Genomic DNA, 15,855 nt, shown 5'->3' with positions numbered 1-15,855 from the left:
CGCATCGACCTCGGCATATGCGAAAGTTAAGAAATAAGCGGGCGCTAACCAGATTACTGCGGAACGTCGATCGGTGAGTTTAATCACACATTCGGGTGACGACGTCGGAGAGTGGGCGAGCCGAGCACGATCCATTCGAATCTGAGGTTAACCTCGCATTATCCCCAACCTTCAGGAGCGTCATGGCATCGAGCACCACCGGAGTCCTCTTCCCCACCGATTCCTCCGGGAACCGCTCGACAGGACGGCTGGCCAAGGACGTCGTCGCCGACGCACTCGCCACCGTGGACCCGGCGGCCTCCGAGCGCGTCCACCGGATCAAGGACTGGCGTAAGGGCTACATCGAGCCCTTCACCGAACTCGTCAGCGCCGGGGTGTCCGACCCGGCGGCCTGGGACGGCGTCGCGCGTGCCGCCCTCGAGTCGCTGCAGTCCCGCATGGTCGGGGTGCACGACGCGAACGGGGAGACCGTGGAGACCCCGATGTCGGACTACCTCGCCGTCGTCGCCCCCACCACCACCCCGACCACCGACACGATCCAGGGCACGGCGACCCCGGTCCGCGAGCTGTCCATCCCCTTCCGCGGCGAGGAGCTGACCGGCGACCTCCTGCGCGCCCGGCTCGACAAGTGGGTGGCGGCCGGTGTGATCGAACCCAGCTGCGCCGACGCCCTGAAGCTCGTGCAGGACAACCCGGAGTGGCTCTCCCTGCCCGGCCGCGCCATGCTCGTCCTGGGCCTCGGCTCGGAGATGGGACCTGCTCGCCGCCTCCTGCAGTGGGGTGCCGACGTGATGGGCGTCGACCTGCCGTCGAGCCCCGCGTGGGATCGCTTCCGCGGAGAGGCCCCGACGTTCGCCGGGCGCCTGCACGTCCCCACCGGGCCGGACGGCCGCCCCGGCATCGACCTGCTCACCCAGCTCCCCGAACTCGCGGCATGGGCCAGGGCCGCGGCCCCCGCACCGCTCACCGTCGGCAGCTACTTCTATGCGGACGGCGGAACCCACGTCCAGCTCTCCTCTGCCGCGGACGCCCTCGTCGTCGACCTCCTCCGCGACAACACCGCCACCGCGCTCGCCTACCTCGCCACCCCGATGGACACCTTCGTCGTCCCCGCGGACGTGCGGGAGGCCGCCAACGCGGCGCTCGCGTCGCGCAGGATCACCGACGTCAAGCGACTCGTCGGTTCCGTCGCCCGCGGCAAGGTCTTCGCCCGCAACTACCCCGCCGGCCACGGCCCGGCGGTGCACGACGCCCTCGTCCCCCAGCAGGGCCCCAACTACACACTCGCCAAGCGCGTGCAGCGTTGGCGCGCCACCACCGCGTTCGCCGACGGACACACCGTCTCGGTCAACGTCGCCCCCGCCACCGACACCCACTCGGTGACCAAGAACAAGATCCTCGCCGCCACCTACAAGGGCGCCTACGCCTTCGGCATCGAGATCTTCGCGCCCGACACCTCCGCCGCCCTGCTCGCCGCGCTGATGGTCCACGACCTCAACGTGGGCCGGCCGCAGGTGGACGTCCAGTGGCAGCACGAGTCGTCGGGAGCGGCATCCGGCGGATTGTGGCGTCAGCCGTACCTGCCGCGGACCGCCCTGCCGGTGGCCGCGCTGATCGGTACCGTCAAGAGGTAGGAACACGCACCGCACCGTCGCCGGGACACCTGACACCGACCCCTGACACCGAGACATCTAAGGACGCCGCCATGCCGAACCCCTTCGCCAAAGGCTGGAACTACCTCAAGGCCTCGCTGGACAAGTCGGTCGACGACAACGCGGACCCCAAGATCCTCGTGCGCCAGGCGATGAACCACGCGCGCGACCAGCACAAGTCGGTGTCCGACCAGGCGGCCGCGGTGATCGGCAACGCCAAGCAGCTCGAGATCGCCATGGGCACCAAGTCGCGGCAGCTCGAGGAGGTGCAGGGACAGATCCGTCAGACGCTGCAGGTGGCCGAGCAGGCGCGCGCCGAGGGCGACACCGCCCGCGCCCAGCAGTTCGACACCCAGGCCGAGCAGCTCGCCGGGCGGCTGGTGGCGCTGGAGCAGGACCTGGACCACACCAAGCAGCTGCACGGCCAGGCGGTGCAGGCCGCAGAGCAGGCCAAGCAGGCGGTGAAGGAGTCCGAGCACCGGCTGCGCGAGACGCTGGCGCAGGAGGATCAGCTGCTCCTGCAGGCCACCCAGGCCGAGATGCAGCACCGGACCACCGAGTCCATGACCTCCCTGCAGGGCGCCGGCGGCGGCAACTCCCCGACCTTCGACGAGATCCGCGCCAAGATCGAGGGCCGCTACACCACCGCACTGGGCAAGCAGGAGCTCGCCGAGGCGACCGGCGCAACATCGACCGCACAGCTCGACGCCGCCGCGTTCACGCGCGAATCCGAGGGCAAGAGCAAGCTCGAGCAGATCCGCGCCTCGATGGGGCTCGACTCGGGTTCCGACTCCGGTGCCGACCGCCAGCTCACCGGAGGCGAGGGGCAGTCCGGGTCGTCGGCGGGGTCGCCGGCGGCGTCGTCCACCGGCCAGGCCGGGGCGCCCGGCCAGGCGGACCCGGAGGCACCGAGGGACCCCGACGAGGCGACCGACCAGCCGAGCCCCGAGGACCTCTCCGGCCCCACGCTCCCCCGGGACACCAGGGAGTAGATTCCTGCTCGCAACGCGGGCGACATATCGTGTCACGGTGACCACTCACCGCACGCCCCGTGTCCTGCCGCTGCTCGCTTCCGCGTTGGCCGCGGCGCTGGTCGGCGGGACGGCGGCCCCGGCCCTCGCGCAGTCCCTGCCCGGCGGTTCCTCGCCGGGTATCGGATCACTGACGGCGGCCGGAGGGAGCGTCGACCCCTCGAGCGCGGCCGCGGGCGCGGCGACGATCGGTTCCACCGGATCCACCGGTACGGACTCGCTGACCGGCTCGGGCACCCTCCCGCCACTGGGCACCGGCTCGCAGAACACCGCCGCCACCCCGCCGATCGGCATGGAGTCCGAGCCCGTCGCCGTCAGCGAAGTGCGGCGCGTGGAGATCGGCGACCCCCTGGTGGCCGGCGGCGATCCCCGCTTCGAACGCTGGTGGGTGGCGTCGAAGTCGATGAACCGCGTCCTGCCGGTGGAGATCTGGCGCCCGGCCACCGACGCCCCGGCACCGATGCTGTACCTCCTCGACGGCGTGGACTCCCCCTCGCCGAGCGGGTGGCTCCTGCCCGGCGGGGTCGAGCGCACCTTCGCCGGTGAGCACGTCACGCTCGTCATGCCCGCCCGCGCGGACGGTTCCCTGCACGCCGACTGGCAGCGCGATGACCCGGTCCTGAGCCGCAACAAGTGGCAGACCTTCCTCACCGACGAGCTCCGACCGCTCCTCGAGGCCGGCGACATCCCCTTCAACGGCAAGCGCGGTATGGCGGGCCTGTCGATGGGCGCGGCGAGCGCCGTCACCGTCGCCGAGCTGCGCCCCGACCTGTACGACGCAGTGGGCGCGATCGCCGGGTGCTACACGGCGCGCGACGATCTCGGGTTCATCCTCGCCAAGATCGTCACCGAGACCCGCGGCGGCAACATCGCCAACATGTGGGGCCCGCGCACCGACCCCGCCTACCGGGACAACGACGGGCTCCTCCACGCGGAGAAGCTCAGGGGCAAGGCCCTCTACTTCGCCACCGCCACTGGCCGACCCGATGCCGGCGAATGGGACCGCAATGGCCGCGACCTGCTGCGGTTCACCCAGGGTGCGGGGCTCGAGGTCGCCACACACGCCTGCACCGTGGAGATGGACCGGCGGCTCGACGACCTGGGCATCGACGCCCGCGTCGACTACCTGCCCACCGGCCTGCACAACTGGGACAATTTCGGGCGTTTCGTCGCCCCGATGCGCGATACGCTGATGCCAGCGCTGCGCTGACCACCGCGGCGTCCCTCACGTGAGGAGTCGCCATGGCCACCACACCCCGGGCCTCCGGATATCTCGCCCCCTCGGGTGCCGTTGTCTTCCCCCGCCGACTGCCACTGTCCCGGGAGGAGGCGTGGGCGGCCGTCACCGATCCGGCCCGCACCGCGCGCTGGATCGGGTCGTGGTCGGGCGACCCGGCGTCGGGCACCGTCGAGATGACGATGTCCGCCGAGGAGGGCTCGCCCGCCGAGACCGTCGGAGTACTGCGGTGTGAGGCGCCGAACCTCGTCGTCGTCAGGATCGGTCCCGACGGCTGGGTGGTCACCGTGCGGATCGAGGGTGACGACGACGAGGTCACCATCTCCCTGGAACAGGACATCGCGGACGCCGAGTCCGCGTCCGACATCGGTCCCGGGTGGGACTTTTATCTGGACCGGTTGGTCGAGGCCGAGGCGGGCCGCGATCCGGAGGCCCTGCGCTTCTCCCCCGACTACCACCCCGCGCTGGCCGACCACTACCGGGCGTTGCTGGGCGGCTGAGGCGGTTGGCTGCCGCTGCGGTCGTCGACTGCGCGCCCTCCACCTGTTTTCGCAGGTGAGAGACTCATGTCGGACCCCCTTGCTAGTGTTTCCCCAATCGAACACACAGGCGAAGCAGGGTCGTGGCGGGCAACCGCCAGCAAGGGGGTGCACATGCGGGAGACGACTACCGGCGGCCACCACGACGACCATGACGCGGCCGGGCGCACCACCGACGATCCCAGCACCGACGATCCCGGCACCAGCGGTCCCGGCGGCGACGACCCCGGCGCGGTGGCCGGCAGTCCCGCCGTCACCGCCGCCAGCTCCGCGGCCCTGGCCGCGTTGCACGCCGAGAACCGCGCGGCCGCCGCCCGACTGCGCGCCTGCCACGACCTGTGGGCCACCTGCCGCGAGGAACAGGAACTGCGCGACATCGCCGCCGGCTACGGCCCCGGCCTGGACCAACGCCCCGAACACGCCGTCATCGACCCACTGACCATCGCCACAAGTGAGATCGTCGCCACCTACGGCGTCCACCACAACCGCGCCCGCAGCCTGCTCACCCTGGCCATCACCCTGGTCACCAAGTTCCCCTCCCTCGTCGAGGCCATGGACACCGGCCGCCTCGACGAAGCCACCGCCACCCTGCTCGCACGCCACATGCGCACCGTGGACTCCCTGCACCGCGACGCCGTCCACCGCGAAGTCATCGACTGGCTCCTGGCCGCCCTCGCCGCCGGCAGACGCCCCGGACGCGACGCGATCCTGGCCCACACCGACCGCATCATCGCCGCCCACGACCCCGACGGCGTACGCCAGCGCCGCACCACCGCGGTCCGCGAACGCCGCATCACCCTGCGCCGCGGCCCGGACGGCATGGCCGACCTCACCGCCCACCTCACCGCCACCGAAGCCTTCGCCATCCACACCCTGCTGCAGACCAGGGCCACCGAACAACGCCACCGCGACACCCGCACCCGCGTCGAGAACACCCGCCGCCACGGCGCCGACACCCTCGACACCGACAACATCCGCAGCATGGACGAACTGCGCGCCGACGCCCTCGTCACCGCCATCCTCGGCCACCCCGGCACCGGCCCCGACAGCAGCACAGGCGAAGGCACGGGTACGAGCGCGGGTGCGGGTGCGGGTGCGGGTCACCGCCCGCCGGCCACCCAGATCCGCCCCACCATCACCGTGCTCGCACCCCCCGGCCCCGACGGCGAACCCGAGGTCTACCTCCCCCGAGGCGGCCCGGCCACCATCGACGCCCTCATCGAACTACTCACCCGCAGCACCGGCGCCACCATCACCGTGCCCGACACCGCACCCGGGGCCGCAGACAACCCCCACCACGCCCACCGCTATCGCATCAGCGACCGACTGGCCCACCGCATCCGCCTACGCGACGGCACCTGCCGCCACCCCGGCTGCTCCGTCCCCGCCGACGCCTGCGACATCGACCACGTCCGCCCCTTCAACCACACAGATCCCACCCGTGGCGGACTGACCATCGAGAACAACCTCGCCGCCATGTGCCGCAACCACCACCGCTTCAAAACCTTCCACGGCTGGCACTACAAACTCGCCCCCGACGGCACCCTGACCGTCACCACCGACACCGGGCACACCCTCACCACCCACCCCGACGGGCCCCTCGCACGCTGGCGCCACCACACCACCGAGAGCGACACCGCGGCCGGCGCCGGGGCCGGGGCCGGGGCCGGCAGCGACATCCCGCCCCCACGCCGACCCTGGCTCGACCCCCGACCCCAGAGCACCCACTGGTACCGACGCGCCCTACGCCTGGCCGCCGAACGCAAAGCCAACGCCATGGCCCCACCACCAGACACCCCACACGACCACCACCACGACCCCGACCCCCCGCCCTTCTGACCGGCCGGGTGGGAAGGAGTCAGCGGTGCTTGAGCAGGACTGCTCGGATCCCCTCGTGGAAGCCGTCTCGCAGACGAACCCGCTGGGCTTCCGTCAGAGTGAACTCGTTGAGCATCTGGCAGGCGAACTGCAGCAACGGGCGGTCGATCCCCGGGGGAAGCACGCCGCCCGAGAGGAGATGCGCCTGGTCCCGCTGACTCTCCGTGGCGGCCCGCTCGTACCACCACGTTGCGTACTGCTGACCCACGTCGAAGGGGGTCTGCTCACCGGACGAGGTCCAGACCTCGTCCGGGAGCGGAACGAACTTCGACCGCAATGGCCGACGATGGGGAGCCATCATCGAGGGGTTCGGCCGGGACGACCCGTTGGAATCCGCACCGAGGTCCGAGGGCTTCTGGACCGAGCCCGCGAACTGGGGAGCGACCCGGGAGGACTGCGCCGGCGGCTGGGGGCCCGGGTGCGCCTCGGCGGCCTCGGGGGACGCCTCGGCCGGGCCGGGCCGCTCGGGCTCGCCCACCTTGTCACGCTTCTCTGCCTTCTCGGGCTTGCCGCTCTGCTTGGCCAGCTGCGCGGGCGACGGCCCCGGGCCCTGTGCACTCTCGGGCTTCGACGGCGCGCCAGGCGTGGGGACCTTACCGGCCGTCGGCGATTCGGCTGGTTTCTGCGCGGAATCCCCGGCCTCCGGCGCGGGCGGCTCGGACTCGGCTCTCGCCGCGCATTCCTGCTCGTCCGCCGCCAACTCCTCCGCATCGGCCGCACGCTCCTCCTCGGCGGCCGTCAGGCGGGTCTCGTCGGCCACCGAGGTGGCCGAGGCGCGATCCGAGCGCAGGACGACGTCGGCCATCCCCACCGACTCCTCGGTCTCGTGGCCATCCTCCCCCGGATGCACCGGAGGCGCCGTCGGGGTCCTGACCTTCGGGGGGATGGGGCCCTCGAGGACCCTGATCTGCATGGCGTCGTGAAAGTCGGTGCGGGGATCGAGCACGGTCGTGGTGTCGCAGGCGTGTCGCAGCGCCGAGGAAATCGAATCCCAGCCGAAACCCACGAGGTGCATCCGGACACCGGCGTCGACCGCCACCCGCACGCCGGGGATCATGTCGGCGTCCCCGGTGACCAGGACCATGTCCGAACACTGGCCCTTGTAGGCGGCTTGGATCATGTCGGCGACGAGGAGGGTGTCGACCGCCTTCTGGGTTCGTCTCTCACCCCACTCGATCAACTGGCCGGCGCGCAGCTGCACGCCCTCGATCACGCGAAGAGTGCGCTGATACCGGTGCGGACCGGAGTCCGGGATGCCGTCATACCAGTTCTGGCGCTGGACCGGCTGGTCCACCAGACCGTGGGCTACGTGGTCTAAACGGTGCACGACCGTGGCCAGGGATATCTCCAGCTGGCCGCGCGCACCCTCCTCCCACGAGTTGTAAAAACTAGCCAGTAGATACGAGGTATCCACGAGGACCAGAGTCCGTTCAAGCATGATGATCACTACCTGTTCTGATTGTCTACGTTGACTTCCAGCATGCCGCAGGGCGGGCGACCCCGCAGGGTCCGCCGCCGAACCACGTCAGGAGCCCCGATGTCGCAAGCCGTCCCCACCCAGGCCGATCTGAGCGGAAGGGTCGTGCTGGTCACCGGCGCCGCACGCGGCCAGGGGCGCGCACACTGTGAGGCGTTCGCCGCCGCCGGATGTGACGTGATCGCCCTCGACCTGTGCCGGGACATCGACACGGTCCCCTACCCGATGGCAGATCCGGAGGACCTCGAGGCCACCGCCGAGGCCGTTCGCGCGCTCGGCCGGCGCTGCATCACCGGGGAAGTGGACGTTCGGGACCTCCCCGGCATGCGGGCAGCCGTCGACGCCGCGGTCGCCGAGTTGGGCGGCCTCGACTTCGTCGTCGCGAACGCGGGAGTCTCCCCGCAGGTCGGGACTTCGTGGGAGCGCACCGAGGAGGAATGGGACACCACGCTCGACATCAACCTCAAGGGAACCTGGGTGACCACGACCGTGGCGATCCCCCACATCCTCGCTACCGGGCGCGGCGGTTCGGTCGTGCTGATCAGCTCCATGGTGGGCCTGAGGGGCGGTTCATTCTCCGCCAGCTACGGAACGTCCAAGTGGGCGGTGCGGGGGCTCGCCAAGGCGCTGGCCGGCGAACTCGGGTTCTCCAACGTCCGGTGCAATTCGATCCACCCCGGCAACGTGCGTACGCCGATGATCGACAACCCGTCGATGATCGAGATGATGTCAGGCGGCAAGGGGACGACGCTCGAGGACACCGCAGGGACGTTCGCCGGCATGAACGAGCTGCCCCAACCGTGGGTCGAGCCGTCGGCGATCGCGTCCATGGCCGTCTACCTGTGCAGCGACGCGGGCGCGGGCATCACCGGCGCCTCCATTCCGATCGACCTGGGTGGCAGCGAGAAGTTCGGCCTCTGAGCCGGCGGCACGGCCGCTGCCACCACCGCCACCCACCCGGCCGACCGGATGAAACGCGGCAGCCCGCCCCTCGAGCGAGGGGCGGGCTGCCGCGGAGATCACCGGGCGATGAACCCGGCGCTCGAAAGGATCAGACCGACTCGGGAGTGCCCGCGGGCGGGGCCGGACGGGGAACGCTGATGGTCGAACCGGTGGCGGTCCACACGAGCGACCAGAAGATGTCGATGACCGGCTGGATGGCCTGCAGGAAGATGTCGTTGGCGTTGCTCATGATGTGTCCCCTCGTATTTACTGCTGCGTACTGAGTCGTACTGCGGTATCGGGCGTTGTGTCTGCACCCCACGTAACGCCATCTATGTCGTCACGAACCCGCTCGACGTTACACAACCGTGATGTCCGGCGTGACATCGTCGAACTCCCGCGCAGGCCACGCGCGCTACGGCGCCGGAAAAGACTTCTCGGCCACACCACAACTGGGCGGCGATCGATCAACTCACCACACACCGAAATTGTGACCCACGCAACCGAACGTACCTACGCGACCGTAAGTTACGGTACCGTAGCTTCATGGCCATCACCGACATCCCGGAATTCGCGCACCTCTCCGAATCCGACATCGAAGCCCTCGGCGCGGAGCTCGAGCAGATCCGTCAGGACATCATCGGCTCCCTCAGCGAGCGAGATGCCGCGTACATCCACAACACGATCCGATTCCAGCGGGGACTCGAGATCGCGGCCCGTGCACTGCTCCTCGTGGGCTCGCGTAACCGCACGGCCTGGGCGATCGGCGCAGGCACCCTCGGGGTCGCCAAGATCGTCGAGAACATGGAACTCGGCCACAACATCATGCACGGGCAGTGGGACTGGATGAACGACCCCGAGATCCACTCCACCACCTGGGAGTGGGACATCGTGGGCACCGCCGAGCACTGGAAGCAGACCCACAACTACATCCACCACAAGTACACCAACATCGTCGGCCTGGACGACGACGTGGGGTACGGCGTTCTCCGGGTGACCCGCGACCAGCGTTGGCACCCCTTCTACTACGGGAACATCGCCTACAACGCGGCCCTCGCGCTGCTGTTCCAATGGGGCGTGGGGATCCAGCACCTCGAGCTGGGCAAGGTCGCCAAGGGTCGTGACGACCGTCGCGAGACCATGAACAAGCTCTCGCTCTTCGCCAAGAAGGCCGGCCGTCAGCTCGCCAAGGACTACGTCTTCTACCCGCTGCTGTCCGGCAAGGGGTGGAAGTCCACCGCCACCGCCAACCTGGTCGCCAACGGGATCCGCAACGTCTGGACCAACGCGGTGATCTTCTGTGGCCACTTCCCCGACGGTGCCGAGAAGTTCACCAAGAAGGACGTGGAGAACGAGACGCAGGCGGAGTGGTACCTGCGGCAGATGCTCGGCTCCGCCAACATCACCGGCGGTCCGGTCGTCGACTTCATGTCCGGCAACCTGTCGTACCAGATCGAGCACCACATCTACCCGGACATGTCGTCCAACCGGCTCGCGGAGGCGTCCATCCGGGTGCGTGAGGTGTGCCGCAAGTACGACCTGCCCTACGTGGCCGGTCCGCTGCCGGTGCAGTACTTCAAGACCTGGCGCACCATCGCCAAGCTGTCGCTGCCCAACCACATGCTGCGCGACACGACCGATGACGCGCCGGAGACCCACTCCGAGCGGATGTTCGCCGACCAGCCCAAGCCGCTGCCGGCCGTGGAGGGTCAGCGGGCGGGCCTGAAGACCGCGCTGCAGCACCACCGTGCCACGCGGCGGGCCCGCAAGGTCGCCGCCGTGGCCTGACCAGCGGCCGCAGAATCGACGCCAGGGACGCCCCGGCACCGGATACCGGTGCCGGGGCGTCCGTGATTCCGACGCCGACGGCCCCGTACGGCGATAGGCTGTCGCTCGAGTCGGCGGGACCCGTCGACGTCCGGCACTACACCGGTCGAGCTGAATGTCCGTGGAACACGACGACGGGAGCCCCCATGGAGGACCGGCGCATGCTCATCGCCGATTCCGCGATCGAGGTCGTGGCGAGGGACGGGGTCCGTGCCCTCACCCATCGCGCCGTGGACTCGGAGGCGGGATTGCCCTCGGGCTCCACCTCCTACTACTGCCGCACCCGCGCGCAGCTGCTCACCCTCACCGTCGACCGGCTCACCTCGCTGCTGCGGGGATTCGTCGAGGTCTCGGGGATCCAGGAACTGGCGTCCTCCGACGCCGACGACGTGCTGGGGATGCTCACGCGCATGGTCGACGGACTGTTGGCCGACTACCGCGGTGAGCTGGCGGCCAGGTCGGCGTTGATAGTCGAACTCGCCGGCAAGGAGGACACCACGGACCTCGTGGCCGCCCTGCTCGATCCGAGCGACCTCGTCGGCGCACTCGACGCCGCCGGGCTGCGCGACCCGGCCACAGCCGCACTGGACCTGTTGACCGTGTACGAGGGCCTGCTGTGGGAGCGCACGGTCGGCAGGCTGGCCGGCGTCGAGGTCGACCAGAAACACGACGCCGAGGTGCTGGGCGCGGTGCTCGCCCGCCACGAGCACCGCGGTCCCCGCAACCTCTTCGGCCTGCGCCGCTAGCGTGGACGTCGCCTGCGGGCGACGCCCGCGGGCGACCCCCGCACCTAGTCCGAGATCGCCTCGAGCGGGTCGGTCTTGGCCGCCCGGTGCGCGGGCCACAGCGACGCCAGGACCCCGACGACCGCCGAGGCCGCCAGCACGACGCCGATGCTGCCCCACGGGATCGTCGTCTCCGTCAGTCCGCTGTCCGCGAGCACGGTGACGAACGCCCAGCCGAGGTAGACGCCCACCGCCGCGCCGATCAACGCGCCGAACACCGCGATCTGCGTGGATTCGAGGTTGATCGTGCGGCGGACCTGCGAGCGCTGCATGCCCACCGCGCGGAGCATCCCGATCTCGGTGCGACGCTCGATCACCGACAGGGCGAGGGTGTTGACGATGCCCAGGACCGCGATGACCAGGGCCAGCCCCAGCAGCGCGTAAATGATCGTCAACAGCTGGTCGATCCCGCCGGTCTGGGTGTCGATGTACTGCTGCTTGCTCTGGACCATCGCGATCGGGATGTCGGTGAGCTCGTCGGTCACCGCCGCGAGGACCTCGTCCCCGCTCACCCCGTCGTCCGCCGCGACGAGCACGTTGAAGGTCGACCGCAGGTTCTCCGGCACCAGGCGTTCGTAGACGTCCATCCCGGTGTAGAACTGCCCGAGGATCTGGGAGTCCTCGTAGATCCCCGTGACCCGGAGGGTGCTCTCACTGCCGTCGGGCGCGACGAGCGGCACGGAGGCGCCCATCGTCCACCCCTTGTCCCTGGCGACGGTGCGGGATACGACGAGCGAGTCGGGGCCGGGGTCGAGCGAACCGTCGACCACGGTGGCGTCGATCATCTCGCCGACGGGCCCGCCGGCGGCGGACAGCGCCTGCGGTTCCCCGGCGAGCTGGGCGAACGCGAACGCCAGCCAGGCCACGTCACCGACCTCGTCGACGTCGGCGATCTGCTGCTCGATGCCGCCGGGCAGCGGGGTCGGCGGGCCCTGGGACGCCACGCCCTGGACCACGACGTCGGCGTTGATGTCCTGGTCGATGACGCCGCTGACGCTCTCCTTCGTGGTGGCGCCGAGGGTTCCGAACGCCGCCACCAGGGTCAGTCCCAGCGTGAGCGCGAACGCGGTCGCGGCGGTCCGGCGGGTGTTGCGTCCGGCGTTGGTGGCGGCGAGCTTGCCGACCGCGCCGAACGGTGCGCCGATCACCCTGCCGATGCCACCGGCGATCGGCTTGGCGAGCGCGGGCATCACCAGGAAGCTGCCGATGATCAGCGCGGCCGCGCCGACGCCGACCGTGATCGCACCGTCCCGGGTCGTGTCCTGCCAGGTGCCTATCACCGCGAGCATGAGGCCGCTCACCACGGCGAACAGTCCGACGGAGGTGCGCCATCCGCCGCCGGCCTCGGTGGAGGCCGCGCCGACACGCATGCCCTGTACGGGGGCCACTCGTCCGGCGCGTCGGGCGGGCGCCCAGGCGGAGAAGACGGTGACGACGAAGCCCAGCACGAGCGGCGTGATGACCGACATCGGGGTGAGCGAGAGCGCTCCGGACGGGATGCCCAGGTCGAAGGCCTCGAGCGCCACGAAGATCAGCTGGGCCAGGCCGAAGCCCACCACCACGCCGATCCCGGAGCCGACGAGCCCGGTGACGGCGGCCTCCGCCATCACCGACCGGGTGAGCTGCCCGCGGGAGGCGCCGATCGCGCGCAGCAGGGCGAGCTCCCGCAGCCGCTGGGCGACGAGCATGGAGAAGGTGTTGTAGATGATGAACGTGCCGACCAGCAGCGCGATCAGCCCGAACGCGACGAAGAAGTAGTTGATGAAGTCGAGGACGGTCGACAGCTGCTCGGACAATCGCTCCTTGATCTCCTCGCCGGTCCGGACCTCGTAGTCGGGGAACTCGGCCGCGATGGTGTCGCGGACCTCCTCCTGACTCACGCCCGGTTCCGCGCGGACGGAGACGTTGGAGGCGTTCTCGCCGTCGGTGAACAGGGCGCGGGCGCGTTCCTCGGAGAACCCGACGCCCACGTACCCGCCGATGTCGGTCTCGTTGGCGTAGGCACCCACGACGGTCACGTCGAGGACGCCCTGCCCGGTGGTGTAGACCTCGGCTGTGTCGCCGACGGCCAGGCCGGCGGCGGTGAGCACGGTCTCGGGGAGGACGACCTCGTCGTCGGCGGCGGGGGCGCGGCCGTCCGTGATCCGGCTGCTCTCGCCGACCGCGTCGTCGGGATCGATCCAGGCCAGGCCCTCGGACGGCGCGCCGCCGGACTGGTACGGGGTGCCGTCGGCGTTGAACAGCACCACGGTGCCGGACACGCCGGGCATGGCCGCCTGGACGCCCGGCAGCTCGAGCACCTGCTCGGCCACCTCGAACGGCACACCGGCCCCGCGGGGGTCCTCGGGTTCGATCATCGCGGCGAGGTCCGCGGTGCCCTGGTCGAGCAGCCCGTCGAAGGTGCTCTTGAGGGTGGAGGTGAAGACCAGCGAACCGGTGACGAACGCGGTGCCCAGGACCACCGCCAGCACGGACAGCACCAGGCGGAGTTTGTGGGCGGCGATGTTGCGCAGCGACACGCGCAGCATCGGGCGCGTGTGGCGCGGGGCGTGGGCGGACTCGTGTCGCCCCCCGCCGGCGGGTCCGGCGTGCCCGGAGGCGTGCCTGGCCGCCATCACCGCTCCTCGAGGGCGCCCATGGCCGCCAGGATCTCGTCGGCGGTGGGGTGGGTGAGCTCGCGGACGACACGGCCGTCGGCGAGCAGCAGGACGCGGTCGGCGTAGGTGGCGGCGCGGGGGTCGTGGGTGACGATCACGACGGTCTGACCGAAATCGTCTGCGGCGCTGCGCAGGATGGCCAGCACCTCGGCCGAGGAGGTGGAGTCGAGGTTGCCGGTGGGCTCGTCACCGAACAGGATGTCCGGGCGGCCGACCAGGGCGCGGGCGCACGCCACGCGCTGCTGCTGGCCGCCGGACAGCTCGGACGGCCGGTGCGAGAGCCGGTCGGCGATCCCCAGACGGCCGATCACCTCGTCGAACCAGGCCCGGTCGATGCCGTGGCCGGCGATGTCCTGGGGCAGGGTGATGTTCTCCTCGGCCGTCAGGGTCGGGACGAGGTTGAAGGACTGGAACACGAATCCGATGCGGTCGCGTCGCAGCGCCGTCAGTTCCTTGTCCGCCAGCCCCACGATCTCGGTATCGCCGATCCGCACCGACCCGGAGGTCGGCCGGTCCAGTCCCGCCATGCAGTGCATGAGGGTCGACTTGCCCGAGCCGGAGGGGCCCATGATCGCCGTGAACCGCCCCCGTTCGAAGGTCGCGCTGACGTGGTCGAGTGCACGGACCTCGGTCTCGCCCTCCCCGTAGGTCATGACGAGGTCGGTGGCGACGGCGGCCGCGGAGTGCGGCTCGCCGTCGTACTGGTGGGTCTCGGCCTGGGTGGTCATGTGCTCCCTCGGATCATGGTGGTCGATCTAAAGCTTGCAGGAATTCGGAGCGGAAGCCGATGGGGGATTGCCCGGGTGTCCACCCTGATCCTGCTCACGGGTCCAGGCGTCGAGGGTCCGCCGGGTGGCGAACTCGCGATTCTCACCGGAGACGGGGTCGGTGAAGGCGATCGACTCGGCCAGCAACTGCAGTGGTGTCGAGAAGTCGCCGGGGGCAACGTCGAGCACACGGGGGTAGAGGTCGTCGCCGAGTATCGGGGTCCCGAGGGCGTTCATGTGCACGCGCAGCTGGTGGGTGCGGCCGGTGGTGGGTTCCAGCCGGTAGAGCCCGATCCGCCCGGCCCCGTCCCCCCGGGTGCCCAGGAGGGTGATGCGGGTGTGGGCGTCGGGCTCGCCGTCGACCTCGGCCGCCTGCAGGACGCCGCGGGTCTTGACGATCCGGCTGGACCGCTGCCGTTCGGCGGGAACCCCGTCGGGGGCGGTCGCGACCGCCAGGTAGGTCTTGGTGACCCGGCGGGCGGCGAAGAGTTCCTGGTAGGCGCCGCGGTGCACGGGATCGACGGTGAAGACCAGGACGCCGGCGGTGAGCCGGTCGAGGCGGTGGGCGGGCGCGAGGTCGTCCAGCGCGAGATCGCGCCGGAGCCGGACGAGTGCGGTCTCGGTGACGTGCCCCGCGCGGGGGGTCGTGGCGAGGTAGTGGGGTTTGTCGACGACGACGAGGCGGTCGTCCGCGTGCAGGACCTCGACCTCAAACGGGACCGGGATCTCCGGCTCCGGCGTCCGGTACATCCACACATCCATCCCCCGGTGCCGCCGGGTGGCGGCGGTGACCGGTGCCCCGTCGGCGGTGACGACCTGCCCCGCCTCGAGGGCCACGGTGAGCTCGGCGAGCCGGTCGGGGAAGCGTCGGCGCAGCTCCTCGGGGATGCTGCGGGGCCCCTGTCCGGGGTCGGCCAGCCGGATCCGGACCGGGTCGACACCGTTCCGCAGCGGGAGGGGCCGCCCACGGCGTCTCGAACTGGACACGTCCACGAGCCTAGTCGGTGGGCTACACTCACTCGAGCACCATCTGTCCCTCGCACCACTCTGAACACTCGGGAGC

General features: G+C 70.5%; 13 protein-coding genes. 8 read left to right on the top strand and 5 right to left on the bottom strand.

Annotation, left to right across the window (positions count from 1 at the left end; genetic code table 11):
* Window positions 1–182: 182 nt before the first annotated feature.
* The 5 genes from CK206_RS13360 (at window position 183) to CK206_RS13340 (ending at window position 6,298) form a co-directional block, all read left to right on the top strand.
* A complete protein-coding gene (locus CK206_RS13360) occupies window positions 183–1,634 on the top strand; it encodes a hypothetical protein (RefSeq protein WP_096906680.1) in 1,452 nt (483 codons plus the stop codon).
* A 71-nt stretch (window positions 1,635–1,705) separates the two neighbouring features.
* Entirely contained in the window at window positions 1,706–2,644 is a 939-nt protein-coding gene (locus CK206_RS13355) for a PspA/IM30 family protein (RefSeq protein ID WP_096906679.1), read from the top strand.
* Between the two features lie 37 nt (window positions 2,645–2,681).
* The gene (locus tag CK206_RS13350; protein ID WP_096906678.1) at window positions 2,682–3,893 is read left to right on the top strand and encodes an alpha/beta hydrolase family protein; all 1,212 of its coding nucleotides are present in this window, start codon (window positions 2,682–2,684) and stop codon (window positions 3,891–3,893) included.
* Between the two features lie 32 nt (window positions 3,894–3,925).
* Entirely contained in the window at window positions 3,926–4,420 is a 495-nt protein-coding gene (locus CK206_RS13345) for an SRPBCC domain-containing protein (RefSeq protein WP_096906677.1), read from the top strand.
* A gap of 153 nt (window positions 4,421–4,573) precedes the next feature.
* Complete coding sequence (locus tag CK206_RS13340) at window positions 4,574–6,298, top strand: HNH endonuclease signature motif containing protein (RefSeq protein ID WP_096906676.1); 1,725 nt, start codon at window positions 4,574–4,576, stop codon at window positions 6,296–6,298.
* Between the two features lie 19 nt (window positions 6,299–6,317).
* On the opposite strand, the gene CK206_RS13335 is transcribed toward CK206_RS13340, so the two are convergent.
* Window positions 6,318–7,775 (bottom strand): NYN domain-containing protein, encoded by a 1,458-nt coding sequence (locus CK206_RS13335; RefSeq protein ID WP_096907455.1) that lies wholly within the window; start codon window positions 7,773–7,775, stop codon window positions 6,318–6,320.
* Window positions 7,776–7,874: 99 nt separating this feature from the next.
* Between CK206_RS13335 and CK206_RS13330 the strand changes: the two genes are divergently transcribed.
* Window positions 7,875–8,735 carry a mycofactocin-coupled SDR family oxidoreductase gene (locus CK206_RS13330; protein ID WP_096906675.1) on the top strand — a complete coding sequence of 287 codons (861 nt, stop codon included), beginning with the start codon at window positions 7,875–7,877 and terminating at the stop codon, window positions 8,733–8,735.
* Between the two features lie 130 nt (window positions 8,736–8,865).
* Here CK206_RS13330 and CK206_RS20040 read toward each other — a convergent pair whose 3' ends face one another.
* Window positions 8,866–9,006, bottom strand: a complete 141-nt coding sequence (locus CK206_RS20040) for a hypothetical protein (RefSeq protein WP_173674791.1) — start codon at window positions 9,004–9,006, stop codon at window positions 8,866–8,868.
* A gap of 296 nt (window positions 9,007–9,302) precedes the next feature.
* Here CK206_RS20040 and CK206_RS13325 point away from each other — a divergent pair, with 296 nt between their 5' ends.
* Together CK206_RS13325 and CK206_RS13320 are read left to right on the top strand one after the other, a co-directional pair.
* Window positions 9,303–10,544, top strand: coding sequence for an acyl-CoA desaturase (locus CK206_RS13325; RefSeq protein ID WP_096906674.1), 1,242 nt, complete (start codon window positions 9,303–9,305; stop codon window positions 10,542–10,544).
* Between the two features lie 185 nt (window positions 10,545–10,729).
* Window positions 10,730–11,329 carry a TetR/AcrR family transcriptional regulator gene (locus CK206_RS13320; RefSeq protein ID WP_096906673.1) on the top strand — a complete coding sequence of 200 codons (600 nt, stop codon included), beginning with the start codon at window positions 10,730–10,732 and terminating at the stop codon, window positions 11,327–11,329.
* Between the two features lie 44 nt (window positions 11,330–11,373).
* On the opposite strand, the gene CK206_RS13315 is transcribed toward CK206_RS13320, so the two are convergent.
* Genes CK206_RS13315 through CK206_RS13305 form a run of 3 tightly spaced genes read right to left on the bottom strand, consistent with a single transcriptional unit; the run spans window position 11,374 to window position 15,779 of the window.
* A complete protein-coding gene (locus CK206_RS13315; RefSeq protein ID WP_254050581.1) occupies window positions 11,374–13,983 on the bottom strand; it encodes an ABC transporter permease in 2,610 nt (869 codons plus the stop codon).
* Complete coding sequence (locus tag CK206_RS13310; RefSeq protein ID WP_096906672.1) at window positions 13,983–14,753, bottom strand: ABC transporter ATP-binding protein; 771 nt, start codon at window positions 14,751–14,753, stop codon at window positions 13,983–13,985. Before CK206_RS13310 ends, CK206_RS13315 begins: the two co-directional genes overlap by 1 nt.
* A gap of 27 nt (window positions 14,754–14,780) precedes the next feature.
* Complete coding sequence (locus CK206_RS13305) at window positions 14,781–15,779, bottom strand: pseudouridine synthase (protein ID WP_096907453.1); 999 nt, start codon at window positions 15,777–15,779, stop codon at window positions 14,781–14,783.
* Window positions 15,780–15,855: the final 76 nt, after the last annotated feature.

This window comes from Dietzia sp. WMMA184 (assembly GCF_002441635.1).
In the GTDB taxonomy this organism is placed as follows: Bacteria; Actinomycetota; Actinomycetes; order Mycobacteriales; family Mycobacteriaceae; genus Dietzia; species Dietzia kunjamensis.
This window is presented reverse-complemented; position numbering and strand designations above follow the sequence as displayed.